This window comes from Amycolatopsis sp. NPDC051758, assembly GCF_044453095.1.
Taxonomy (GTDB): Bacteria; Actinomycetota; Actinomycetes; order Mycobacteriales; family Pseudonocardiaceae; genus Amycolatopsis.
In genome coordinates this window covers 106,811-132,297 of record NZ_JBITCJ010000018.1, presented here as the reverse complement: position 1 = coordinate 132,297, position 25,487 = coordinate 106,811, and the positions used below count along the sequence as shown (strand labels likewise).

Genomic DNA, 25,487 nt, shown 5'->3' with positions numbered 1-25,487 from the left:
TCGTGTGGACTAGAACCGCCGACGAAATCCTGGACAGCCTCGCCGGCTACTGCACCCAGATACTTACGACGCGAACCTCTAACTCGGATCACTAGTCCACCGAAAGCCCGACCAGAACATGCCAGGCGAGGCCATTCGGGCCGAGGACCAGGCTGGTCACTGCGGGAAAGATCGGACAGACAGTACATATCTCCCCTCAGGCTGCGATTTGAGTGCACGGCTGTACACTCAACTGGCATGGTGACCATCATCTGGTCCAGCGAGGTCATGACCGCCGGCCGGGCGCGGGGTGATGACTGATGGCCGAAGTGGGAATGCGTCCGCCGGCGTCGCCGCTGCGGCGCCGGGCGTTGCGCGCGGTGCGGTGGCTGTTCACCCCCTTGCGGCCGGACGACTACCTCGAGCTGATCAATCCCCTGTGGTCGACCCGGGAGCTGCGTGGCCGGGTCGAGCGGGTCGAGCCCGAACGCGGCGGCGCGGCCACCGTGCTGATCCGGCCGGGCTTCGACTGGGTCGGGCACCGGCCCGGCCAGTACGTGCGGCTGGGGGTGGTCATCAACGGCGTCCACCACTGGCGGGCGTACTCGCTGACGTCGAGCCCGGACCGCCCGGACGGGCTCATCTCCGTCACACCCAAGAAGGTCGACGGCGGTGTCGTCTCGCCGTACCTGGTCGAGCGGGCCCGGCCCGGCGAGGTTGTGCGGCTCGGCGAGGTCGAAGGGGCATTCACCCTGCCGGACCGGCTCGACCGGGGGTTGCTGTTCGTCACCGCGGGCAGCGGCATCACGCCGGTGATGAGCATGCTGCGGCACCTGGATCCGGGCCCTGGCCTGCGTGACGTCGTCCACGTGCATTCGGCGCGGGAGGCGGACGGAGTCACCTTCGGCGAAGAGCTCGACGAGCTCGAGAAGCGGCACGACGGCTTCCGCCTCGAACTGCGCATCACCAGCCGGGACGGCCGGTTCACCCCGGCCGACCTGGACACGCTGTGCCCGGACTGGCGCGAGCGGGAGACCTACGGGTGCGGTCCCGGCGAGCTCCTCGACGCGCTGCAGGCGCACTGGAAACGCCACGGCGACGTCGATCTGCTGCACCACGAACGGTTCCAGCCGATCGTCGGGGGCGACGCCGCCGACGGTTCGGGGGGCACGGTGCGGTTCGCGCACCGCAACGTCGACGCGGACTGCCCACCCGGCACGCCGATCCTCGTCGCGGGTGAGAACGCGGGGGTCGACATGCCCTTCGGGTGCCGGGTCGGGGTCTGCCACACGTGCGTGCTGCCGATCCGGGACGGCCGGATCCGCGACCTGCGGACGAACGTCGTCAGCCAACTGAACAACGAGATCGTGCGTACCTGCGTGCACGGCGCCGAAGGCCCGGTCACAGTCGAACTTTGAGCGGAGAAAGGAACTCATGCCCACACCGACCTCTTCCCCGGAAGTACACCCGTTCGCCCACCTGAGCGCGGAGGAACTCGCCGAACTCGCCCGCGAGTTCGACGCCATCCACGACCGGGTGCGCGCCGATCTGGGCGACCGCGACCGCCGTTACATCAAGGGCGTCATCCGCCTGCACCGCCAGATCGCGGTGGCGGGCCGGGTGCTGCTGCTCGGCTCACGGTCCAAACTGGCCTGGACGGCGGGCACCGGCTGCCTGGCGCTGGCGAAGATCCTCGAGAACATGGAGATCGGGCACAACGTGCTCCACGGCCAGTGGGACTGGATGAACGACCCCTCCATCCATTCGTCCACTTGGGACTGGGACACCGCCTCGACGGCAGCGGCGTGGAAGCACTCCCACAACTTCATCCACCACACGTACACGAACATCCGCGGCAAGGACAAGGATCTCGGGTACGAGATCATGCGCATCGACCCGCACCAGCGGTGGCACCCGGCGTACCTGGCGCAGCCGTTGTACAACGTGCTGCTGATGGCCTTCTTCGAATGGGGCGTCGCGGTCCACGACCTGGACGTCGAAGCCATCCGCGCCGGCGAGAAGCCGATGAAGGACGTCTGGCACGACCTCAAGGGCATCTCGGGCAAGGCCCGCGACCAGATCCTGAAGGACTACCTCGGCTGGCCGCTCGTGAGCGCCCTCGCCGCGACGGCCGTGGGGCGGCTCGTGAAGCCCGAACCCCGTTCCCGGCTGCGGGTCCTGGCGGACCGGGCCGCCGGCCGACGCCGGAAGGGCGCGGTGCGAGCCCAGCTCGAGGCGGTCCGCGCGGAAGGTGGCGGCGCGTTCGCCGCGACGTTCTGGGCGAACTTCACCGCCAACATCATCCGCAACGTGTGGGCCCACTCGATCATCTTCTGCGGCCACTTCCCCGACCAGACCTACACGTTCAGCGAAGACGAGGTCCGCGACGAAACCCGCGGCGGCTGGTACGTCCGCCAGCTCGTCGGCGCGGCGAACATCACCGGCTCCCCGTTCTTCCACCTGCTGAGCGGAAACCTCGGGTACCAGGTCGAGCACCACCTGTTCCCGGACATGCCCAGCAGCCGCTACGCCGAGATCGCCCCCCAGGTCCGCGACATCTGCCGCCGCTACGGCCTGCCGTACAACACGGGCCCGCTGTCCAAGCAGCTCGGCACGGTCCACCGCACGATCCTGCGGCTCGCGTTCCCGGGCGGGAAACCCCGTCCGAAGCCGGGCCCGTACCAGGGTGACGAGGTGGCACGCGCCGCCTGAGCGCCGGTCACCCGCTCGTCGCACCGATGACGCGGGACGCTTCGGCGGTGAGGTCGTCGAGCTGACCGACGGCCTCCGCGAGTTCGTACCCGATTTCGAGCTGCGTCCACAGGTCCCGGAGAACGGGGGCCGGGTCCGCCTGAAACCTCCTGAGCGCCATGTCGAGGTCGCGCAGCCAGCCGTCGAGGTACGGATCCGCCGTCAGGAGCTGCACGATCCCGTTGATCCGGGCGGCGAGCGGGGCGGCCGGCCACGTCCCGCCGGTCTCCAGCAGCCGGCTGCGGACGGTTGCGCCGAGGAAGGACCAGTGAGCCGAAACCTCCGCGACGGCGGGGACGATCTGCCGGGCCTGCCTGATGGCTTCTTGCGCCGCTCTCTCCACCTTCAGCAAGCCGGCTTCGGCGGCAAGCAAATCGCTCGACGGGCCGGGGTGCAGGGCCGGGGCCAGGTCTCGGACGACCTTGGCCGCCAGACGGCGGGCCGCTCGTGCCTCGACCGCTTCCGCCTGCGTCACCCCGAGCCGCTGCAGGACGATCAGCGCGAGCGGCACGCCGAACAACGCCGCCGTCAACGACGAGAACACGTTGGTGACGAACGGCTTGCTCGACCAGAACCTGGCCTGGTCCCCCCACCACTCCAGCCCGAGCAGCACGGCGCCCGCGCTCCACAGCACCAGCCACCCGCAACCCGGCCGGGGTCTCCCGCCACATCCCGCGCAGCCACCGCACCGTCGCACCAGCTCTCCCGCACCACCGGAAGAAAAGACGCTACCGCCGGCGCTTCAGGTGCAGCACCGCAGGTCCGGTGATCGCAGCCGTGACCGGCTCCTCGTCAGGCACCGTCACGTCGTCACTGCCACTCGCGGACCGCGACGTGATGTCGTGCCAACCCGCGTGAAGGGATCTCCGTGGGGTTGCCGGACGAGGTACTCCGCGCCGGGTGCGGCCAGCGCGTAACCGGTGGAGCTGAGGTCGCCGCCAGGTTGTTCGGCGGCGACCCGGCGGGCACCTTGCCGTCGTGGAAGTTGAGCAGGTCCACCAGCCCTGCGGCCAGGAACGCGTGGCAGGTCTCGCCGCCGCCCACGACCACGACGTCCTTCTCCCCCCGCCGCGGCGCGAGCCCGCCGCGGTCACGTATCCGTCGAGGGACACAAGAAGAGGCTCGCCGGCCTGTCAAGCAGGCGGCCCGCAACGGCTGTCGACGGGTTGTCGACGAGGTCGGCCAGAGTGAGGCCGTCCGCGGGCCACGCGGAATCCATGGGGAGGACGCATGAAGAAGCGAAGCATCATCACCGTTGCCGTCGCGGTCGCCGGGTTGTTCACCAGCGGCGTCACCGCGGCCGACGCCGCCCAGCTCGAAGAGGTGATCGGCTCGGCCCACGGCACGGTGTTCCGGGGCGTCGGCGTGTTCGGCGCCCCGCTGCTCGGCCGCTTCCAGTACCAGTTCACCAACGGGGACCACCACATCCGCCAGGTCGCGGCGATGCCGCTGCCGCAGCAGTCCGCGGTCGAGGTCACCTTCGCCGACGAGAACGGCGACGACAACTACGGCTACCGCGTCTCCCACGAGCGCGTCGACCCGACCGGGATCGTGCCGGCGTCGTTCCACGGGATCTGTGCCGGCGCGTGCACGGTGCCCCTGTTCACCCGCCCGGCCGGGGACTTCGTCTTCGTGCTCAGCGGCTTCCGGTTCGGGTTCGACAACGGCGACCACCACCTCGACATGATCGGCGTGGCGGAAAGCGGCAGCCTGCTGACGGTGCAGTACAAGGACACCAACGGCGACGACCCGTTCACCTACGACGTCAGCTACGCCTGGGTGCCCCGGTCCCGGCTCGGCTCACTCGGGGAGAACGTCAACACGGTGCACGCCGCCGGCCGCACCACCAGCCCCGCCTTCGCCGGCGAGAAGGTCATCCGCGGGTTCTTCCTGGACAACACGGCCGGCGGTGACGCCGGGGACAACCACATCCGTGATCTGGGGATCGTGGCCAACGCGAACAGCTTCGACGTCCAGTACAGCGACAGCAACGCGGCGGACTCGGCCGACTGGCGCTACCTGATCCGGTACGCGACCTTGGTCTGATCCGGCAGCCGACCTGGGGTGGCGCGGCTTCCGCGCCACCCTCCGTACCGCCGCGCGGACCAACCCGGACGCCACCGTCCGGCCCAGCCCGTTGCGGCATCCCCCGGTATCTCCGCACGATTCCGCGTTTGCTCGTCTCGAACCACGAGAACTCCTACTCTCACTGGTGTGGACGGCATCGACAGTCTCCGACACGCGATCGAAACGATCCCCATCCCCGGCGCCCCGCCCCGGCTGTCCCGTGAGGGCGCGGCCGTCGGCCTGGCGCTCCTGGACACCTCGTTGCGGCTCAACCACGTGCGCCGGCTGACCGAACGGCTCACCGTCGTCGAGCACGGGACCGCGCGGCGGAGCACCGAGGTCGACGTCAGCCTCAAGCTCCTCGACGAGGGGCAGCGCCAGGCCACCGCGCAGCTGCAGGACCTCATCGGCCAGGAGCACGGCGAGCGGGCCGCGTCGAGACCCGCTCGGCAGCGTTCCCTGTGGGTGCCGCTGGCCCGCCTGCCGCGCCGCGACGTCTCCCCCATCGACGTGTTCGACAGCGCGGGCCAGAAACTGCCGCGGCTCACCCAGCACGAGGCGTCGCGGCTGGTCGCCGCCGGGCTCTACCGGTTGCTGCGCGGGATCCTCGCCAGCGACGAGAACGCGCAGACCGCCAAGCACGAGCTGAACACCTTCCTGTTCCAGGTGCACGAACCGCGCTGGCTCATCCAGCAGGCGCTGCTCACGCTGCTCACCGAGCGGAACCACCCGGAGGAGGAGTTCACGCTGGCGCCGGCCCCCGGCACGGTTTCCGGGTACGGCAGGCAGTGCCGCGAACTGGCGCTCGACATCCTCGCCGGCTGCTCCGAGCTGCTGGTCGAATACGCGTACCTGCTGAACGTCGCGGTCCGCGACTACATGCTGGTGGTGGCGCTGGACGACTCGGTCGAGGAACACCGGCTCAGCTACGAAACCCCGCTGCACGTCGACGCGCGGCAACCCGTCGCGAAGGAGCAGTGGCGACGGCTGGCGTCCAGCCGCCGCGGGTACGTGGTGAGCTACGAGACCATGATCCCGGCCACGCTGAAGTCCTACCACCTGGTGGCCGGCACCGCGCCGCAAGCCGAGATCTCCCGGATGTACCTGTCCACGGACGCCGACCAGCACCAGGTGGACGGCCTGGCCGAGGACCTGGCCTCACTGGCCGAACGGCAGGACGCCGCGCCGCTGCAGGAAGCCGACGGCGCCCGGCACAAGATCCTGGAACTGCAGGCGCAGACCGTGCTGCGCCGGCTGGCGGACCTGGTGCGCCGCCGCAAGTGGGAGGCCGGCCAGTCCGGCGTGGAGCTGTCCCCGCGCAGCCTGCCGGCTTGCCACCGGCTCGCCGCCGCGGCCACCACGGGCGAGGCGGTGCGGACGGACTCGGGCGAGCTGGACAACTCGCTGCGGCGGCACCCGGAGTTCACGGCCGCGAACCTCCGCGAGGCCGCGCGCGAGCTGACCGAGCGGGAGTTCGGCCAGGACCTCGTCCTCGTCAACGGCATCGCCGACAACGAGGCACGCGCGTACTGGCGCCGCTCCGGCGGCCGCGACCCGCGTGGTGACCACGTCCGGATCCGCGCCACGCTCGTGCTCAAGGACTCCACGAAGTCCGGCCCGCTCAACGTGACGTTCTACGCGCTGGCCGTCGCGACGGTCTCGTTCGTGCTCGGCTGGATGCTGGTCGGCAGCCCGTGGCCGTACGGCCGGGCCGCCACCGAGGCACTCGGCCACATCGGTGACGGCCAGTCCGTGATCACCATGCTGCTGCTGTTGCCCGGCTTCCTCTACAGCCGCCTGTCACTGCCGCCACGCCGGACCGTGCTGGGTTACCTGGGCACCCTGCCGCAGGCGCTCGTCCAGCTGAGCATCGCCGCCATCGCCGGGTTCGCCGCGGCCGTCGCGACGCAGAGCCGGGGCGAGGTCGTGCAGGTCACGCTCACGATCGCGGTCGGGCTGCCGGTGCTCGCCGCGCTCGTGTTGTTCAGCCAGGCGTCGTGGCGCGAATCGGCGATCCCGCTGTCCCGCATCGGGGCCCCGCGGTGGGCGGGCGCCGGCGCCTGGGACCGCCGCAAGCCGCTCGACGCCGACGTGCGGTTCGACTCGTCCGGGGGATGGTGAGGATGCGCAACCAGCGGATCTCCGTGCGGAACGTGGCCGACCTGGCCCGGGCCGGCTTCGAGATAGCGCGGCAGCCGGTGACCAAAGTGGACTTCGAGGTGCACCACGCGATGGCCCGCCACGGCTACCTGCGCGAGCTCGTGTCCGCGAACGCCGACAGCGCGGTCTTCCTGGAGACGCTGTGCTCGGCCACGAACGGCGCCGGCGTGGTGATCGGCACCCGCACCCGCAAGCCCTTGGACGGCACCGAAGTCGTCGAGCGGGTCGACGGCCAGCAGCCGGCGGAACGCCCGCAGCAGAACGCGGGCGGCTGGGTCTTCCACCAGACGACCTCGCCCAACCCGACGTTCATCTACGAGTCCGCCCAGCGGTTCGAGGGCCTGATCGCGATCGACCCGGCGGCCCGCGAGGTGTGCGAGTGGCACGGCCTCGCCATCCGCGACCTGGTCAAGGAGATCTCCGACGCCGCGTCCTCGCTCATCGACGCGCCGCTGTTGTCGCTGCAGTGCCCGGCGCAGCTGCCGACGATCGTGAAGACCCGCAACCACGACCTCCGCACCCGCAAGGAGGTCGCGCCGCCGTGCGCGTCACTGGCGGTCCGGTTCTCGATCGCGCTGCGGGACGTGTCCGTCGCCGCGCGGTTCGAACTGGCCGACCGGTTCCGGGAGCTGTGCGAGAAGCACCGGTACAGCTTTTGGCTCGCCGACACGCGCCCGGGCCACCGGCAAGGGAACTGGTTCGAGGTCTACCACGCGGATGGCGAGTTCTCCCCGCTGTACAAGGGAGATCTCCGCTCCCGCCAGCGGATCGGCACGTGCCTGCCGCTGACCTTCGTCGGGCCGGCGCGGATCGGCTCCACCCACGCGATCGTCTCCTTCCTGCAGCGCTACCCCCAGGTCGGGGTGGTCGGCTGCGCGGGCACGACGTTGTCGGACGTCGCGTTCGTCCACCTGCAGCTGTCGATCCACGGTGTGGCCGCCGACCGGCTCAACCGCATCCTGGCCAAGCTGCTCGGCGAGTCCTCGACCCCGGCGCGGCCGTACAAGCTGCTGCGCGAGCTGTTCAAGCGGCTCGGCCTGCCACCCGACCCCGACGGGCCGGGCTCGGCGGCGCCGGACCCGACCAGCGACTACCAGACCTTCGCCGGCCCCGCGTTCGCCTACCGCCCGTACCAGATGCCCGACTGCATGGCGGTGTGGGTGTCGTGGGAGATCGCCCGCCAGCACAAGGGCCTCGCCGCCCCGCTGGACTGCCTGTACCGGGCGCTGGCCCAGGTCGCACCCCAGGCGGACGGCACATCCTCGGCGGCCGACCTGAGCACCGTCGAGTACCTCATCTGCCGCGCCACCGAGCAGTCGGTGGTCCGGGGCAAGGCGAAGCTCGCCGTGCCCAAGTCGGTCCTGCGCCAGTTCTCCTCGGGCGGCGTCGAGCTGCCCGCGTCCAAGCTGTGCGCGTCGCTGGAAGAGGCGTGGAAGGCGCACGTCGACCAGTCCGGTGTGGACGGCGTGAGCGAGCTGACGGTGGCGTGGCGCGAGTCCTGGCTCGGCCACTGGACCTACTCGTGACCCCGTCGAGCCGGGCCGGTCAGAGGGTGCGCTGGTGCTCCTCGCCGGTGTCGAAGTGGCGATCCAGGTACTCGTCCGGCGTCAGTGAGCTGTCTCGCAATAGCGAGAACGCTTCGCTGCCGGGCCGGAGGTCCTCCTCCCCCGTCGCGTAGCCCTGAGCGAACCCGAGGTAGGTCACCCCGGTGTTCTCCGCGTACTCCCGGGCCTCCGCCTCGGCTCGGGCAGCGCACCGCGTACCACTCACCCGCATCGCCGGTCATGACCTGAGCGTAGAACCAGGGTGCCCACTCTGACCAGGCAAAACCCCAGGTCCCACCGGACTGTCGACGGTTTGTCGACGGCTCGTGCGAACGTCTGTCAAACGCCGAGCGGTTGGAGAACCGATGCTTGATGTGTCGACGGCATCGCGGTACATCGCGGTGGCCGCCCCCGGCCCGATCACGGACCGGGAGTGGAAGGACAAGATTCCCGACGACCCGGTCTCCCCGCCCGTGCACAAGGACTACGCCCTGATGAAGGTCCTGCACACGCTGCGCCGGAGCGACCGGGCGTTCGGCATCCGCGTCCACCCCTTCCAGCACACGAATCCGGTGACCCCGCTGGACTTCTCCGGCCTCCGGGACTCCGACGTCATCTTCGTCGTGGGCCACGGCAGCGACGAGGGGCTCTACGACATGGGCCCCGACGCGGAAATCGGGACACGGCGGTTCGTCGACATCCTGACCGGGGACGGCAACCTCAAGCGGCTCCGGCAGGGCAAGGGCGTCACCATCCTCCTGCTGTCCTGCCGCGCCGGCTTCGGATTCCACAAGGCCGTGGCGTTCGAGCTCTCGCAGCGGATCGGGATCGACGTCACCGTGGGCGGCTCGCTGGGCTTCACCTTCGGCTCCGTCCGGACTTCGAAGACGGCACGCAACGAGGTCCTCATCCGCGGCATTCCCTGGGACATGGAATATCCCAACACCATCACGCGGCGAGAAGCCGAGGAAGCGACTTCGGCACTGGAGGGGAAGACCATCACCGTCGCCGGCAAACAGGCCGAAATCACGCGGTTCCTGGACAAGAAGACGGCGCTGGAGCTGAGGATGAACGATTTCATCCAGCGGCTCCAGAGCACCGAGGTCAACGCAGCGCTGATCGAGCTGGACCTCCGGTTCGGCCGGCGGGGCTGGGAGGCGCTGCTGCGGGCGCAGTTCGAGCTGTACTTCCCGGCCAGGACGAAGAGCAACCTGGAATTCGACATGTGGTTCGGCAACCCGCCGGACGGATACGTGTGGACCGATGGCCGGAAGGTCACCGCAGCCGAAGTGAAAGCCATTCTCGTCGGCGACCTGACCCCGGTCACCCCCGCAAAAACCTCGACCAGGTGACGCCATGACCACACCAGAAAACGACACCTTCCAGCAATTCCTGCTGCGAGAAATCCGGTTGTTGCTCGTGCCGTTCGCGGGCACCCTCGACGGCGGGGAGACCGCGCAGCTGCTGGCCGACACCACCGGCTGGAGCCTGCAGAGCGGCACCGACCCGGCGAACGACGTCCGGGTCCTCCAGCTCTCGAACGCCTACCAGGCGCTCGACGCCCTCGCCGAAGATTCGCCCCGCACGCTCGCGGACGTCCTCGAGGCGCTGAACCGCCTCGACGGACTGTGGACGACCGCCCGCCAGGTGCCGGTGCAGGCGCTGCCCGGCGGCGAGAACGCCGGTGTCCTCGGGCGGGACCTGGTCGAGGGTCTGGTGCTCGACGACCTGCGAACCTGGCATCCCGTGGTGCACGACGTCCTGACCCTGCTGACGATCATCCGGTCACCGAGCCGGATTTCGCTCGACCGCGTGGTCGACCTCTTCACCCACCCGCTGACGCTGCTCCGCGACGAGTACTTCGGGCCGGGCGGGCTCACCACGGCCGACAACGCACGCGCGGCGGCGGACCGGCTCTTCCCCCGGCTCGTCACCCTGCTCCGGCACCTCGGGCTGCACGCCGAATACGGCGCCGCGTCCCTGGGCGGGCCGCTTCCGGCCGAGGCCGCCGCCCGGGTCGCCGGGGGCCTGCTCTCGGTGTACCTCCAGCCCGACTTCGAGGACCCGGACCGGTACGGCGTCACGCTCGCCCTGTCCCCGCGGGACCTCGGCGGGCCGCAGCTGGTCGTGGTGCCCTTCGGCCAGGTGTCGCCGTTCTGGGACACCGACGTCGACCTCAGGGCCGCGGCCGACGGTTTCGCCATCGGGCCGTCCGGTGTCACGTTCTTCGGCGCGTCCGGCGCGGTGCACAACGCCCTCACCATCGCCGAGCTGCCCGGGCAGGTGGTCGGCGCCCTCGACGCGACGCGCATCGAGCTCGGCACCATCACGGTCTCGGCCACGCTCGCCCTCGACGCCCGGGACCCCGAAGCCGGGCTGGCGGTGGACCTGGGCACGTCGTCCCTGGTGATCGCGCCGGGTGACGCCGACGGCTTCCTCGCCTCGATCCTGCCCGCCGAGGGCCTGCGGACCAGCTTCGAGCTCGGTGTCAGCTGGTCCAGCACGAAGGGCCTGCACTTCACCGGCAGCGCCGGGCTCGAGGTGTCGCTGCCGGGGTTCTCCGTCGGTGGTGTGCTCAACGTCCCGTCCGTGGACGTCGTCCTGCGCGCCGTCGCGGACCGGCTGATCGCGCGGGCGTCGGCGGCCTTGTCCGTCCACCTCGGTCCGGTGCACGCGACGGTCGCCGGGGTCGGCTTCGGCGCCGAGCTCACCTTCCCGGGCCAGGGCGGCAATCTCGGCGTCGCCGACCTCCAGCTCGCCGTGCTCCCGCCGACCGGGGTCGGCCTGACCATCGGCGCGAGCGGGGTGTCCGGCGGCGGGTTCCTCGCCTTCGACGCCGAACGCGGCGAGTACTCGGGCGCGGTGGAGCTGGAGCTCGCGGACTTCCTCGCGGTCAAGGGCATCGGGCTCATCACCACGCGTCAGCCCGACGGCTCCCCCGGTTTCTCGCTGCTCGTGGTGCTCACCGCGGAGTTCCCCGGCGGCATCCAGCTCGGCGCCGGGTTCACGCTGCTCGCCGTCGGCGGCCTGATCGGGCTGAACCGCGGCATGAACCTGCAGGCCCTCGTCGAAGGCGTGCGGAGCGGGGCCATCGAATCGGTGGCGTTCCCGAAGGACGTCGTCGCGAACGCGCCGCGGATCCTGTCCGACCTCGGCCGGTTCTTCCCGGTGGAGCAGGGCACGTTCCTGGTCGGGCCGATGGTGAAGATCGGCTGGGGCACCCCGACGCTGATCAGCGTCTCGCTCGGGGTGATCGTCGAGATCCCCGGCGACATCGCGGTGCTCGGTGTGGTCCGGGCCGCGCTGCCGACCGTCGACAAACCGCTTTTGCTGCTGCAGGCCCAGTTCATCGGCGCGCTGGAGCTGTCCAAGTCGCGGGCGTGGTTCTTCGCCAAGCTCTTCCAGTCGCGGATCATGGGGATGACCGTCGAGGGCGGCATGGGAGTGCTGGCCGCCTGGGGCGGCGCCCGCGACCTGATCATCACCGTCGGCGGGTTCCACCCGTCGTTCCGGCCGCCGCCGCTGCCCTTCCCGGTGCCCGACCGGCTCGCCGTGCCGCTGCTGAACCGCAGCGGCCAGCTGGTCCGGCTGACCGGCTACTTCGCGATCACCCCCAACACCGTCCAGTTCGGCGGGGACGTCGAGGTGCGGCTCGGGTTCAGCGCGTTCCGCGTCGAAGGGCACCTCGGGGTCGACGGCCTGATCCAGCGTTCGCCGTTCCGGTTCACCGCGCACACCGGCGGTGACGTCTCGCTGAAGGTGTTCGGCATCGGCGTGTTCAGCCTCGGCCTCGACTTCACCATCGAAGGGCCGGCGCCGTGGCGGGCGCACGGGCGGGGCTCGATCGGGTTCCTGTTCTTCTCCGTCTCCGCCGACTTCGACATCACGTGGGGCGAGGTCCTGGACTTCTTCCTCCCGCCGATCGCGGTCCTGGACCTGCTGGCCGGCGAGCTGAACAAGCTCGAAGGATGGGAGACCCGGCTGCCTTCGGGCGGGCGGCAGGCCCTCGTCAGCCTCCGTGCGCTGCCCGGCACGGACGACCTGGTCCTGCACCCGCTCGGCTCGCTGGTGATCACTCAGCGGGCGCTGCCGCTGAACGTCCGGGTGGACCGGGTCGGCGGGCAGCAGGCCGGTGACGGCAAGCGGTTCAGCGTCGAGCCGGTGGCCGGCAGCGGCCTGCGGCGCGTCGCGATCACCGGTGATCGGTTCGCGATGGCGCAGTACCAGAACATGTCCGACGCCGCGAAGCTGTCCCGGCCCTCCTACGAGACCCAGGACGCCGGCCTCGAGCTCACCGCCGCGGACGGCGCGCTGGCCACCGCCCGCGTGGTGCGCCGCGCGGCCCGCTACGAGCTGCACGTCATCGGCGACGACGCTCCCGTGGCGGCGTCCGCGCTCGCGGCCGGGACACCGGTGAAGCGGTTCCACAGCGTCACCGCGCCGGTGTTCGAGGAACTGCGCAAGGGCGCCAGCACGAGCCGGTCGCCGCTGTCCGCGCGGCAGGCCCGGCAGAAGCAGCCGTTCGCGGCGCAGGACACCGTCCGGATCGACGACGAGCGGTTCGTCGTGGCGTACGTCAAGAGCAACCGCCAGGCGTTCCCGCGGAGCAAGCCGGGCCGGCCCCGGGTGGCGGCGACCTTCCGCAGCCGCGCGACGGCGGCGGACGCGCTGGCCGGCTTCGTCACCGACGACCCGGCCCTGGCCGGCCGGCTGCACGTGATCCCGGCGGCCGAAGCGGCCGTCACGCCGGGTGTGCCCGGCACCTGGTCACCCGCCGGCACGCTGCCGGCCACGGTGTCCACTGTGGACGCGGTGCCGCTGCCGAGCGGCGCGGTGCTGATCGCCGGTGGCACCGATGAAACGGGCGCGCCGACCGCCGCGACCGCGTTGTTCGACCCGACCGGCGACTCGTGGACGGCCGGGCCGTCCCTGGGAACCGCCCGGCAGCACCACACGACCACGGCCCTGCCCGACGGCCGGGTGCTGGTCGCGGGCGGCGCGGCAACGGCGACCGCGGAGCTGTTCGACCCGGCGGGCCGCCGCTGGACGCCGGCACCGACGATGGGCGCCGCGCGCGACGGCCACTCGGCGACCCGGTTGCCGGACGGCCGGGTGCTGGTGGCCGGTGGCCGCGGCGCGCTCACGTCCGCCGAGCTGTACGACCCGAAAACCGGGACCTGGACCACGACCGGGTCGATGACCGACGCCCGTGCGGACCACCGGGCCGTGCTGCTGGCCGACGGCCGGGTCCTGGTCGTCGGCGGCGCGCTCCCCACCGGCGACGGCGGGGCGGCCCCGATGGCGTACTGCGAGGTGTACAACCCGGAAACGCGGGAGTGGACCCCGACCGGCACGCTCCACCAGCCCCGGGCCGGCCACCAGGCCGTGCTGCTCCCGGACCACCGCGTGCTGGTCACCGGCGGGGACCCGGTCCTCGCGCCCGACCGCACGCTGGACCCGCACAGCCTCGCGACGGCCGAGCTGTACGACCCGAAGACCGGGGCGTGGCAGACCGCGGCACCCATGCCGGGCGGTGGGCGCAGCGGGCACCGCGCGCTCGCCCTGCGGTCGGGCGTCGTGGTGGTGACCGGCGGCACCGGCGCGCCGGAACGCACCGCCGGCTACCGGTCGGTGCTCACCTTCGACCCCGTCGCGGGCACGTGGTCCACGCTCGGCGGCCTGCTCACCGGCCGCAGCGCGCACACGATGACCGAACTCCCCGACGACCGCGTGCTCGTCGCCGCGGGCGCCGGCACCGGCGAGGTGCTCATCCCTTGACCAGAAAAGGAAACCCAGCCATGGCCGCGCCAACCGTGACACCCACCGGGACGTGGACGCCCGCCGGCGTCCTGCCCACCCCGGCCGCCTGGTCCGGTCAGCACGACGGGCCCGTCCTGCTCGAAGACGGCGACGTCGTGGTGGCCGGCGGCGCGGACGCCGAGGGCGCTTCGCTGCCCGACACCGCCGTCTTCGACACCGAGCACGGCCAATGGCACCCGGCGGCCGGCACCCTCCGGACACCACGGCGGCTGCACACGCTCACCCGCCTGGCGAACGGCAAGGTCCTCGCCGTCGGCGGGCTGAACGGCTCGACCGGCCTCGCTTCGGCCGAGCTGTTCGACCCCGAGACGGGCCTGTGGACCCTCACCGCGTCACTCGAAGCGGCACGCTGGGGGCACAGCGCGACGCTGCTGGACGACGGGTCGGTCCTGGTGACCGGCGGCAGCACCGGCCGCCCCGGAGGCGGCACCACGGCGTTGCGGTCCGCGGAGCGGTTCGACCCGGACCCCGGCCACCCCGCGTGGCAGCCCGCCCGGGCCATGACGGACGCGCGGACCGCTCACACGGCGATCCGGCTCGAGAACGGGTTCGTCCTGGTTGCCGGCGGGGTCGCCCCGGTCGGCGCGGCCGACGACCCGGCGCTCGCCTTCTGCGAGCTGTACGACCCCGACCACGACCGGTGGGCGGCGACCGGCAGCCTCCTGCGGGGCCGGCGGCACCACCGGGCGACACTGCTGACCGGCGGCGCGGTCCTGGTCACCGGCGGCACCGCGCCGGGCTCACCGGGCACCACGCCGTTCGACCCGTTCAGCCAGCGGACGGTCGAGCGGTTCGACCCGGCCGCCGGCACCTGGGCGGACCGGTCGCCGATGCCGTCCGGGCGGGCGTTCCACCGGGCCGTGGCCTTGCCGGACAACCAGCTCCTGGTGCTCGGCGGCGCGCCGGGCGACCGCGACGAGTCCGGCTTCCGCAGCGCGCTCGTCTACGACGCGGGCCTGGACAAGTGGGCGCCGTTCGCCGGGCTCGGGGACGGGCGCTGGTCGTTCGCCGCGCTGGCCCTCGGCGACGGCCGGGTCCTGGTCACCGGCGGTGTGGCCCGGTCCGGGCTGGCCGCGGCCGATCCGGAGAGCACGGAGCTGGTCGCCACCACCGAGGTGTTCGAGGAAACCCCATGACGGCCAACGCCTACACCTTCCTGCCGTGGCTGCGGGCCGGCATCAGCGCCCGCGTCGACACCGACCCGGGCACCGCCGAGCGGGCCAGTGTCGACGTCGAGCTGATCGTGTCCGGCGACCCGATCAGCGGCGACGAAACGATCTCCGCCCCCGTCACGCGGGCCGTCCAGCTGTACGGGCCGGGAGACGTGGTCGGGGTGGACCCGAGGGCGATCTCGCGGGTGGAGCCGCGGCCGGGCGTGGCGAGCGTCGAGCCGAACTTCCTGGCCCACATCGAGTTCGTCGAGGAAGACTTCCCGTGGCGCTACAGCCCCGCGCCGTCCGGCCCGTCGACCCGGCGGCTCGCGCCGTGGCTCGCGCTGGTGGTCCTGGCGACCGGCACCGAGTTCACCGACGCGCCGGGCGCCGACCCGCTCCCCGCCGTCGACGTCACCGATCCGGCCGGCACCCTGCCGCCGCCCGACCAGCTCGGCGCGTGGGCCCACGTCCACGTGGACGGCTCGCTCACCGGCCCGGTCGCCACCGACAGCACCGGTGACGCCCTCGCGAACCTGCAGGAAGTGTTGCGCGCCAACCCGGACAGCGCCTGCTCGCGACTGGTCTGCCCGCGCCACCTCGAGCCGGACACCGCGTACCAGGCGTTCCTGGTGCCGGCGTTCGAGACCGGCCGGCTCGCGGGGCTCGGCCTCGATCCGGCGGTGTCCCCCGGCGCGCTGCACGCCGCGTGGGGCCCGTCCTACCCGGGCCGCCCGGCCGGGAACCGGTTGCCGTACTACCACCGCTGGGGGTTCCGCACCGGCACCGCGGGTGACTTCGAGTTCCTCGTCCGCCTGCTCACCCCGGGACGAGCCGATGCCACGGTCGGCAGGCGGCCGATGGACGTGCACCGCTCCCCCGGCTTCGACATCGACGGCATCGAAGAGCACGGCGGGGTGCTGCCGCTGGGTGGTGCACTGCGCGTGCCGAACGTCGACGACCCGGCCGAGAACTGGGACAACTTCGCCGGTGCGGCGGATCAGCCGCCCTACCCGCACCCGTTCCAGCGGGCGCTCGCCGGCCTGGTCGACCTGGCCGACGACTACCAGCGGCGGCCCCCGGCCCCCACGCCGTCCGATCCCGACCCCGACCCGATCATCACCCCGCCGCTCTACGGGCGCTGGCACGCGCTGACCTCCCGCCTGCTGAACGACAAGGACGGCACCCCGGTTTCCGCGGAGCAGAGTCACAACTGGGTGCACCGGCTGAACCTCGACCCGCGGTTCCGGGCCGCCGCGAACCTCGGCGCGCAGGTCGTGCGGACCCGCGAGGAGGAGCTGATGGCGGCCGCGTGGGCCCAGGTCGGTGACGTGCTGGTGGCCAACGGCCGGATCCGCGCCGCCCAGCTGGCCCGCGAGGTCGGCCACGTGCTGCAGGTCAAGCACGTCGACCCGCCGGCCGGGGCGAGCCTGACCGCGCTGGCCGGGGCGCCGGCGCGGTCCGGCCGGGCGCTCACCCTGACCGCGCCGGCCCACCCGCGCGTGACGACGACGTCGTCCGGCGGTGCGCCCGGCCTCGTCGCGAGCGCCGCCGACACGGTCGCCGTCGGCTTCCGGGTCGCGTCGAGCCGGGTGGCCGCGGCGCCGGTGTCCCCGGAGATGCGCCGGATCGTCCGGCCCGGGGCCCGGCTCGTCAAGACGCTGGACTTCCCGGAGGGCCGCCGGCCGGACGGCCTGCTGTCCAGAATGGACGACCCGGTCGCCCCGGTGGTCGCGGCGCCGGTCAAGGTCACGCCGGGCGCGCTCGTCACGCCGCGGGACGTCACCACCGCCCTGCACCCCGAGCGGCCAGCGGACGCCGACCCGGTCGACGTCCTGCCGCACAGCCCGGACTTCGTGCTGCGGTCCCCCGGCGACCCCGCCGTCCCGCGGCCCGGCGCCACCGACAGCGACGAGGCCAAACGGTTCAAAGCCGCGCTTCGCGAGCTGCACCAGGGGTTCGACGCCGGTCAGGCCGTCGGCCGGACCCCCGAGCCGCCCGCACTCGACCTCGCCGTCACGACCACCGACACCCTCGCCGGGCTGCGCGCGGACGACACCGTGCCGAGGGCGCTGCTCGACGGCTCGGTGCGGCTGCCGGAGCGGCTGCGGCCGTTCGCCGAGCAGTTCACCGAAGCCATGGCCTACCCGGTGTTCGACGTGCCGATGTTCCGGTCGCTGCTGGACGTCTCGGTCGACACGTTCGTGCCGAACCTGGCGCTGCTGCCCTCGAACTCGCTGACGTTGCTGGAGAACAACTACGAGTTCATCGAGGCCTTCCTCGCCGGGCTCAACCACGAGATGGCCCGCGAGCTGCTCTGGCGGGAGTTCCCGACCGACCAGCGCGGCACGCCGTTCCGCCAGTTCTGGGACGCGCTCTCGCCGGCCGGCGACATCCCGCCCCTCCACCAGTGGTCACCGGCCACCCGGCTGGGGGACAACGCCCACCGCCGCGGCGACCTCGTCCTCGTCGTGCGCGGCGAGCTGCTGCGGAAGTACCCGACCACGGCCGTCTACGCGCACCGGGCGGAGTGGCCGCCCGGTCCCGATGGCCTGCCCGACCCCAGCAAGCCGCGCCGGCTGGTCGAACCGCCGTCGGCGGAGCACATCAAGCTGCCGCGCTACGAGGCCACCGTCGACCCGGACATCTACCTGCTCGGCTTCGACCTGACGGCGGAGCAGGCGGTCGGCGGGCCGGCCGACCCCGGCTGGTTCTTCGTGCTGAAGGAGCGGCCCGGCGACCCGAGGTTCGGCGTCGACGACGGGCCGCCGGTGCCCGTCGAGGTGTGGAACGACCTCACCTGGTCCGATGTGGACCCGACCGGCCGGGGCTTCCTGGTGCTCGACCCGGCCGTCACGGTGGCGCTCGCCGGCTTCGACGGGTCCGACGACGACGCCGAGAAGGCCGACCAGCGCGCCGAGGACGAGAACCTTCCCCAGTGGTCGGCGGGGCTGTCCTCCGCCGACCTCGCCTACCTGCTCTTCCAGGTGCCGGTCATGGTCGCCGTGCACGCCAAGGAGATGGTGCCCCGATGACCGCGCTCAGCGACGACTTCCCGGTGCTGCTCGCGCCGGTCCGGCTCGAGACCCGGTTCACCGCGACCGAGCTGCTCGTCCGGGTGTTCCCCGACGAGTGGGCGATCGACAAGTTCGAACCGAAGCCGGCCGACGCCGAGATCGCCGCGCTCGACGCCTACTGGACCGCCCGCTGGGCCGCCGGCGGCCGCGCGGCGCCGCTGCGGGCCGCGTGGCAGGAGCTGGCGGCCCGGGTGCCCGCCGGCCGGGCGGACTGGCTGCTGCGCACCCGGGTCCCGGCCAACCCGGCCGACGAGCCGGCCGGGGTCGCGGCCGGCGCCGTGGTGCTCGTCATCCGCAGCACCACGCCGATCACCGCCGGCGATCGCACGCTTTCGGTCGGGTACTGGACTTCGGTGTGGCGGGCGCACGGCGACCGGGCGCTGCTGCGGCAGGCCGACGCCGCGCTCGACACCGCGGTGGGCACCAACACCGGCCGGGCCGACGGGATCCGCGCCCGCCGTCCGTCCGGAGTGGACGCCTCGGTGACCACGGCGACCGACGCGGTGGTGGTCGCGTTCCTCGTGCTGCCGGCGCCCGCGACGGGCACCGTCGCGGCGACCGCGTGGACGCAGGGCGCACGGGCCCGGCTGCTGCCGGACAAGTTCCAGGTGCTCGGGTTCACCGGCGGCCGGCAGGTGGTGTCGGTGACCGGCGCGACCGTGCCGGCGGCCCTCGTGGTGAGCCCGGACCCGGCCGCGGCCGACGCCGACCAGATCGGCGTGGACGAGCAGACCGGTGTGCTGCGCGTGCCGGACGACCTGCGCTGGCTCGTCGACTTCGACCGGGCGGTGCAGGTCGGCATGGGCGTGCGGATCCCGCTGACCGACCAGATCCGCGGCGGCCTCGACCGGCTCGTGGTGCTCGGGGTGCGGGAGGCGGCCACGCCGGCCCAGTCCGCCGCCGCGCTCACCGAGCTGATCACCCGCCAGCTGCGCAGTCCGGACGGGTTCTCCCTGCTGCCGCAAGGGACTCCGACGAACAACTCGGAGGCGGCCGACGCCGGCCAGGACACCGAAGCCGAGGCCGACACCGTGCGAGCGAGCGGCCCGGTCGCCGCCGCCGCGGCGGACTGGACGACCCGGACCGACGGGCAGCAGTTCGCCGACCTGCTCGGCCTCAACTCGGCGGTGCTGGCCGGGATGCCGAACGCGGACGGCACCGACGTCCGCGACGCGCGCGCGGCGAACACCGCGCTGTGGCCGGCGACCTGGGGTTACTTCCTGCAGACGGCGTTGAACCCGTTGCTCGGCCCGGCCGCCGTCGCCGCGACGCGGGACTTCTTCCTCAAGCACGTGTCCGGCCGTGGCCCGCTCCCGGCGGTGAAGATCGGGCGGCAGCCGTACGGGATCCTGCCGACCACCGCGTTCTCCCGGCTCGCCTTCCCCGCCGCCGCGACCCATCGCCGCGCGCTCAACCGGGTGCTGACCGAGGCGGGCCTCGACTGGGCGACGGCCGCCGAGCACGTGCCGCACCTCGGCGGCGAGGCCGACGACGCGCACCAGCACCTGCTCGACCTCTTGGCCCTGCACCCGACGTCGGCCGAGCACCACCAGCGGTACGCGCAGAGTGTCGAGGACCTGTTCAACCGCGAGAACCTCGGCGGGCTCGGCGCCACCGTCCCGACCACAGTGGACGCGCTGGGCCTGCCCGGCCCGGTGCGGGAGCTGCTCGACCGGTTCGGCGCGAGCCAGGATCCGGACCTGCTGAGCCGGCTGTTCACCGACTTCCAGCAGCCGCTGCTGGCGCCGCTGGTCGACGACCGCCCGCTGTCCGAGACCAGCCGCATCCGGCCGTACACCACCGACGGGCGCGACTACCTGAGCCGGCTGGCCGAGCTCGCCCGCACCGACCTCCACCGCATCCGGCTGGAATCGGACTTCACCGAGGCAACGCGCCCGGCGGCACTGCTGTACTTGTTGCTGCGCCACGCGTTGCTGCTCGGCTGGGACGACGCGGCCCGCGCGCTCGCGGCCGCGGCCGGCGTGCCCGCCGGGCCGCCCGTCGACCCCGCGTTCATCCACATCCACCTTCCCGCCCCGGGCGAAGACCCGGCGAGCGAGAGCCGCTTCCGGCTGCTGTACTCGCCGAACCCGCCCGTCACCGGCCACGCCGACCAGCTGCTGGTGGACTTCATCCCGACGGTGCTGTCCTCGTCGGGACCGACCGCCGCGCTCGACGAGCAGGCACGCTCGCTCGGTGTGCTCTCGACGCTGCCGACCGCGAAGCTGGAACGGGTCCTCACCGAGCACCTCGACCTGGCCACCTACCGGCTCGACGCGTGGCGGCTCGGCCTCGCGAACGAACGGCTCACCGAGCTGCGGTTCGCGCCGGACGGCACCGCCCGGCCGGGCCTGCACCTCGGCGCGTACGGCTTCCTCGAAGACGTCCACCCGCACGCGGCGAACCTGGAGCCGGTCACCCTGACCGGTCCGCTGGCGAAGGTCTTCGCCGGCGCCAAGCCGCTGCTGCACGACCCGGGCAACAAGGGCTTCGTGCACGCGCCGTCCCTCGGCCACGCCCGCACGGCCGCGGTGCTGCGCGCCGGTCACGTCGCCAACGAAACACCCGAAAGCGCCGACCCGTTCGCGGTGAACCTCAGCTCCGCCCGGGTGCGGGTCGCACTGTCCATCTTGGACGGCATGCGGCAGGGCCAGTCGCTCGGCGCGTTGCTGGGCTACCGGTTCGAGCGCGGCCTGCACGACCGTGACGCCGAGGCCGAGGTCGACGAGGTCATCGCGGGTCTGCGCCTGAAGTTCCCGTTGCGGGCGGCCAAGATCCCGCAGACCGCGGACGCGGAGCCGGCCGAGATCGGCCAGGTGGAGGCCCGCAACGTCGTCGACGGCCTCGCGCTGGCCCGGCACCTGAGCCGCGGCGACGTGTCACGGAGCTACCCCTTCGACCTCGACGGGCTCCCCGAGGCCTCCCCGGACCAGGCCGAAGCGATCGGCAAGGAGGCGGAACGGCTGCTCGACGCGAACGACGCCGTCGCCGATCTTGCCGTCGCCGAGGCGACCCACCAGGCACTCGGCGGCAACCCGGAACGCGCGTCGGCGACCCTCGACGCGTACGCCAAGGACGGCCTGCCGCCCGAGCCCGCCGTCATCCGGACCCCGCGCGGCGGCACCACGCTGACCCACCGGTTCGGCCTGCGCCTGCGGACCGGCCTGCGCCCGGGTGGCGGGGCGTCCCCGCGCGCGAAGGCCGAGCCGGCCGTCGACAACTGGCTGTCTTCGCTGTTCCCGCCGGCGCGGTCGGTCGCCGCGGTGGTCACCTGGACCGACCCCGGCGACGGGCACGCCCACCGCGAGGAGATCACCCAGGACGACCTGGACCTGTCGCCGATCGACCTGCTGTGGCTGGTGCGGCCGGTCGGCGACGCGGCGATGACCGACCTCGACGACCGGATCATCGGCGCCGTCGTGGACCGCCACCACCCGCGGCCGGACGCCGTGCCGACGATCCGCTACACCGAGCGTTCCGAGGAAGACGACACGATCACGTTCTTCGAGCTGTCTTCCCTGATCACCGCCCTGCGCACACTGCTGACCACCGGCCGGGCGCTGACGCCGACGGACCTGGTGCCACCGGCCGGGCCGGCCACCGTGGACCGTTCGCTCGACGACGCCATCTCGGTGCCCCGGCAACGTCCGGAGGCGGTCCGCGACGCACTCGACGACCTCGCCGACGACGTGGCCGACCACATCCGCGACCTGGACCGGCTGTACCCGCCCGCGCCCGCCCCGCCCCGGCGCCGGGACATCGTCGAAGACATCGACTCGCTCCTCACCCGCCACGCCGAGCTGGTGACCAGGGCGGGCGGCTTCGGCATGGTCCGCAGCAGCTGGGGCGAGCTGACCGCGTGGCGGCGCGGGGTGTTCACCGGGGTGCTGGCCGACGTCGCGGCGACCGCCGACCGGATGGCGGGCACGCTCGCCGAGGCCCGTGCCCTGCTGACCGCGTACGACGCGCTGCCGAACACCACGCCGAACGCCGACCGCTTCCGCCTGCTGCGGGGCATCGAACGGCTGCTCACGACCTCCCCGGATCCCGACCCGCCGGACCGGCCGCGCGACTTCCGCGACGACATCGTCGACCACCGTGACGACTTCGCCGACCGGCTCGAGGACCTGCGGAACATCGCCACCACCGACACGAACACGCTCAGCGGCCTGCTGGACGAGGTCGCCGACCAGCTCCCGTTGTCCGATGTGGACCCGACCGGCCTCGACCTGAACCCGGTGCTGGACAAGGTGGTCGCGTTCGGCGCCGAGCTGCGGGCCCGGGCCCGGGCGCTCGCGGCGGAGATCACCGGCCGGATGACCGCGTCGGCCGCGGCGCTCGCGGACGCGGCGGCGGCACGCACCGATCCCGACCGGGCACGGGCGACGATCGACGCGCTCAAGGTGTTGCTCGGCGAGGACGTGCTCGTGGTGCCCGAGTACACCCTGCCGGAAACCCTCGGTGACGACCTGCACAACGCGTTCGACCGCCGCGACGACCTGGTGCGGCACCTGACCCAGGTGCCGGTGTCCCGGGACTTCCCGGTGGACGACTGGCTGCACGGGGTCGCCCGGGTGCGGGAGATGCCGCGGCTGTGGGAGCGGGTCGTGCTGCTGAGCGACGCGTTGCGCGATCGCGAGGGGTTGCTGAGCGACGACTCCGACACCGACGAACCGCTGCTGCACCCCGTCCAGCTGCCGTTCCGGGCGAACGACCACTGGCTGGGCATGGAGCTGGCTACCGGCGCCACGATCGACGAGGACCGGCTCCTGTTCACCGCGCACTACGCCGAGGAACCGGAGCGGGGCGACGGGCCGTCGTGCGGCCTGCTGTTCGACGAGTGGACCGAGGTCCTGCCCGCCGAGCGGGAGACCACCGGGATCGCGGTGCACGCCGACAGCCCGGACTCGGAGCCCCCGCAGAGCATGCTGCTGGTCGTGCCGCCGGTCCGCACCGGGACGTGGCAGGTCACCGACCTCGTCGCCGCGGTGACCGAGACCTTCGACCTGGCCCGCACCCGGCTGGTCGAGCCGGCCCAGCTCGACAACACCGGGTACGCGCAGCTGCTGCCGGCGACCGTGCTGTCGGCGACGCGGCGGCCCATCACGATCAGCACCGACCTGGCGACCGCCAACACGCGCTGGAAGGCAGACCATGACTGAGCCCATCACCGACCTCGCCGGGGCGCTGTCCCGCCGCGAGTTCCCCACCGTCGGGGTGTGGAACCGCCTCGAAGGCCGGCCCCGCACCACCGACTTCGCGCGGGCGCTGCGGGCCGAGGTGCGGGACCCGCTGTGGCTCCTGGCGCGGCAGTGGCAGCTCGGCGAGTTCCGCGCCACCGACGGCGGCTCACCGGTGACCGCGACCTACTCGGTGGTGGCGAGCCCGTTGACGCGGTTCCGGCCGGATCCCGGCGGCCCGGCGGGATCCCTGTCGGCCGATCGTCCACTGGAGACGGTCGTGGAACGCCGGCCGCTGCCGTTCACCTTCGGCGCCGACCGGATCTCGTTCGACCTGCGGCTCTCGCTCGGCCGCCGCTGGCTGAAGCTGGCCGGCCGGGCGCCGGTCCAGCACCGCCGGGACGTCCTCGCGCACTACGTCGACCGGTACCCGATCGCCGTGCCCGATCCGTCGGACGCGCGGCAGGTGGCGCACCCCGAGGTGTGGGCCGGCCTGCAGGCGGTCGCCGGCCGGCGGATGGACGGTTACCTGCTCTACCAGCACGTGAAGGGCGGCGGGCACGCCTCCGACGGGATCGCCGGCCTGTCCAAAAAGGACCGTGACACGCTCGACGCGCTCGGCCCCCGGCTCACCGGCTGGTTCGACCAGCTCATCGACCAGCCGGACGGCGCGGGCGCGTGGGACCCGCGCCGCCTCGAGCACCGGTTCTCGGTGGCGGCGCCGACCCCGGCCGGCGAGCGGGTGCTGACCGCGCCGGAGTACCCGGGCGGCGACCTCGACTGGCACGCGTTCTCCACCGGCGACGGCTCGCTGGGGGGCGCCGGCGCCACCCCGGCGGCGCTCAACCGCACGGTGTTCCCCGCCCCGGTCCGGTTCTCCGGCATGCCGCTGCCCCGCTGGTGGGCGGTGGAGGACGGCAAGACCAACTTCGCCGCGGTGACGCCGGACAGCACGGACCTGGCCCGGCTGATCTTCCTCGAGTTCGCGCTGGTGTACAGCAACGACTGGTACCTGCTGCCGTGCGACGTGCCCGCGGGCACCTTCGCGTCGGTCCAGGGCCTGGCCGTCACCGACGTGTTCGGCGAGCGCCGCTGGATCACCCCGACCGGCACGCCGCAGTGGCAGATGTACACCCTGGGCGAGAACCCCGGCCTGCTCCTGCCTCCCGGGACCCCGAAGGTGGCCACCGGCCCGGCGCTGGAGGAGGTCAGCCTCGTCCGCGACGAGAGCGCCAACATGGTCTGGGGCGTCGAGCAGACCGTCCGCCTGGCCACCGGCGACCCCCGGCCCGGCCCGGAGGCGGCGGCCGAGACCCTGGCGTTCCGCCGCCGCCGGCACACCCCGCCTTCGCCGGACGAGCCCCGGGCCCCCATCGGGTACGAGCTGATGACGTCGGTCCCGGAGAACTGGATCCCGTTCATCCCGGTCCACGTCCCGGACGACAACCGCAGTGTGCAGCTCCGCCGCGCCGCCATGCCGAGCGAGGTCGACGCGACCCCGGTCCGCCCCGGAACCGCCCTGCTGCGCGAAGGCTTCGACGACGACCAGGCGTACTACATCAACGAGGAGGAGGTTCCCCGCACCGGCACCCGCCTGACCGCGGCGTACAACCGGACGAGAACCCGCTCGGGCCGCGTGACGGTGTGGCTCACCACCCGCCGCGACACCGGCCGCGGCGAACGCACCAGCGGCCTGGCCTTCGACACGCTGACCGACAACACGTGACCGGCGCGCGGCCGCCGGGGCAATGCGGGTGC

14 protein-coding genes are annotated in these 25,487 nt (G+C 72.8%); 11 read left to right on the top strand and 3 right to left on the bottom strand.

Annotated features, from left to right (window positions below):
• The first annotated feature begins 299 nt into the window (after positions 1-299).
• Both ACIA5G_RS49415 and ACIA5G_RS49410 read left to right on the top strand, forming a co-directional pair.
• Positions 300-1,397 carry a ferredoxin reductase gene (locus ACIA5G_RS49415; RefSeq protein ID WP_395936710.1) on the top strand — a complete coding sequence of 366 codons (1,098 nt, stop codon included), beginning with the start codon at positions 300-302 and terminating at the stop codon, positions 1,395-1,397.
• A 16-nt stretch (positions 1,398-1,413) separates the two neighbouring features.
• Positions 1,414-2,691: a fatty acid desaturase family protein gene (locus tag ACIA5G_RS49410; RefSeq protein WP_395936708.1), complete on the top strand. Its 1,278-nt coding sequence runs from the start codon at positions 1,414-1,416 to the stop codon at positions 2,689-2,691.
• 7 nt (positions 2,692-2,698) lie between these two features.
• On the opposite strand, the gene ACIA5G_RS49405 is transcribed toward ACIA5G_RS49410, so the two are convergent.
• The gene (locus tag ACIA5G_RS49405; RefSeq protein ID WP_395936706.1) at positions 2,699-3,364 is read right to left on the bottom strand and encodes a hypothetical protein; all 666 of its coding nucleotides are present in this window, start codon (positions 3,362-3,364) and stop codon (positions 2,699-2,701) included.
• Positions 3,365-3,540: 176 nt separating this feature from the next.
• Complete coding sequence (locus ACIA5G_RS49400; protein WP_395936704.1) at positions 3,541-3,780, bottom strand: hypothetical protein; 240 nt, start codon at positions 3,778-3,780, stop codon at positions 3,541-3,543.
• Between the two features lie 180 nt (positions 3,781-3,960).
• On the opposite strand from ACIA5G_RS49400, the gene ACIA5G_RS49395 reads away from it, so the two are divergent.
• From ACIA5G_RS49395 to ACIA5G_RS49385, 3 genes are all read left to right on the top strand, one after another.
• A complete protein-coding gene (locus ACIA5G_RS49395; RefSeq protein ID WP_395936702.1) occupies positions 3,961-4,776 on the top strand; it encodes a hypothetical protein in 816 nt (271 codons plus the stop codon).
• A 168-nt stretch (positions 4,777-4,944) separates the two neighbouring features.
• Positions 4,945-6,918 carry a hypothetical protein gene (locus ACIA5G_RS49390; RefSeq protein ID WP_395936700.1) on the top strand — a complete coding sequence of 658 codons (1,974 nt, stop codon included), beginning with the start codon at positions 4,945-4,947 and terminating at the stop codon, positions 6,916-6,918.
• Positions 6,919-6,920: 2 nt separating this feature from the next.
• Positions 6,921-8,483 (top strand): hypothetical protein, encoded by a 1,563-nt coding sequence (locus ACIA5G_RS49385; protein WP_395936698.1) that lies wholly within the window; start codon positions 6,921-6,923, stop codon positions 8,481-8,483.
• A gap of 19 nt (positions 8,484-8,502) precedes the next feature.
• On the opposite strand, the gene ACIA5G_RS49380 is transcribed toward ACIA5G_RS49385, so the two are convergent.
• The gene (locus tag ACIA5G_RS49380) at positions 8,503-8,733 is read right to left on the bottom strand and encodes a hypothetical protein (RefSeq protein WP_395936697.1); all 231 of its coding nucleotides are present in this window, start codon (positions 8,731-8,733) and stop codon (positions 8,503-8,505) included.
• Positions 8,734-8,866: 133 nt separating this feature from the next.
• On the opposite strand from ACIA5G_RS49380, the gene ACIA5G_RS49375 reads away from it, so the two are divergent.
• The 6 genes from ACIA5G_RS49375 to ACIA5G_RS49350 are packed head-to-tail and all read left to right on the top strand — an operon-like array spanning position 8,867 to position 25,455.
• Positions 8,867-9,853 (top strand): hypothetical protein, encoded by a 987-nt coding sequence (locus ACIA5G_RS49375; RefSeq protein ID WP_395936695.1) that lies wholly within the window; start codon positions 8,867-8,869, stop codon positions 9,851-9,853.
• Positions 9,854-9,857: 4 nt separating this feature from the next.
• A complete protein-coding gene (locus ACIA5G_RS49370) occupies positions 9,858-14,279 on the top strand; it encodes a DUF6603 domain-containing protein (protein WP_395936693.1) in 4,422 nt (1,473 codons plus the stop codon).
• A gap of 20 nt (positions 14,280-14,299) precedes the next feature.
• Positions 14,300-15,457 (top strand): Kelch repeat-containing protein, encoded by a 1,158-nt coding sequence (locus tag ACIA5G_RS49365; protein WP_395936691.1) that lies wholly within the window; start codon positions 14,300-14,302, stop codon positions 15,455-15,457.
• The gene (locus ACIA5G_RS49360; protein ID WP_395936689.1) at positions 15,454-18,507 is read left to right on the top strand and encodes a hypothetical protein; all 3,054 of its coding nucleotides are present in this window, start codon (positions 15,454-15,456) and stop codon (positions 18,505-18,507) included. Before ACIA5G_RS49365 ends, ACIA5G_RS49360 begins: the two co-directional genes overlap by 4 nt.
• Entirely contained in the window at positions 18,504-23,711 is a 5,208-nt protein-coding gene (locus tag ACIA5G_RS49355) for a hypothetical protein (protein ID WP_395936687.1), read from the top strand. Before ACIA5G_RS49360 ends, ACIA5G_RS49355 begins: the two co-directional genes overlap by 4 nt.
• The gene (locus ACIA5G_RS49350; RefSeq protein ID WP_395936685.1) at positions 23,704-25,455 is read left to right on the top strand and encodes a hypothetical protein; all 1,752 of its coding nucleotides are present in this window, start codon (positions 23,704-23,706) and stop codon (positions 25,453-25,455) included. Before ACIA5G_RS49355 ends, ACIA5G_RS49350 begins: the two co-directional genes overlap by 8 nt.
• Positions 25,456-25,487 lie beyond the last annotated feature (32 nt).

Coding starts and splice junctions, on each gene's coding strand:
- ACIA5G_RS49375 (WP_395936695.1), top strand. CDS start 8,867: ATGCTTGATGTGTCGACGGCATCGCGGTACATCGCGGTGGCCGCCCCC.
- ACIA5G_RS49370 (WP_395936693.1), top strand. CDS start 9,858: ATGACCACACCAGAAAACGACACCTTCCAGCAATTCCTGCTGCGAGAA.
- ACIA5G_RS49385 (WP_395936698.1), top strand. CDS start 6,921: ATGCGCAACCAGCGGATCTCCGTGCGGAACGTGGCCGACCTGGCCCGG.
- ACIA5G_RS49415 (WP_395936710.1), top strand. CDS start 300: ATGGCCGAAGTGGGAATGCGTCCGCCGGCGTCGCCGCTGCGGCGCCGG.
- ACIA5G_RS49380 (WP_395936697.1), bottom strand. CDS start 8,733: ATGCGGGTGAGTGGTACGCGGTGCGCTGCCCGAGCCGAGGCGGAGGCC.
- ACIA5G_RS49350 (WP_395936685.1), top strand. CDS start 23,704: ATGACTGAGCCCATCACCGACCTCGCCGGGGCGCTGTCCCGCCGCGAG.
- ACIA5G_RS49360 (WP_395936689.1), top strand. CDS start 15,454: ATGACGGCCAACGCCTACACCTTCCTGCCGTGGCTGCGGGCCGGCATC.
- ACIA5G_RS49410 (WP_395936708.1), top strand. CDS start 1,414: ATGCCCACACCGACCTCTTCCCCGGAAGTACACCCGTTCGCCCACCTG.
- ACIA5G_RS49365 (WP_395936691.1), top strand. CDS start 14,300: ATGGCCGCGCCAACCGTGACACCCACCGGGACGTGGACGCCCGCCGGC.
- ACIA5G_RS49395 (WP_395936702.1), top strand. CDS start 3,961: ATGAAGAAGCGAAGCATCATCACCGTTGCCGTCGCGGTCGCCGGGTTG.
- ACIA5G_RS49355 (WP_395936687.1), top strand. CDS start 18,504: ATGACCGCGCTCAGCGACGACTTCCCGGTGCTGCTCGCGCCGGTCCGG.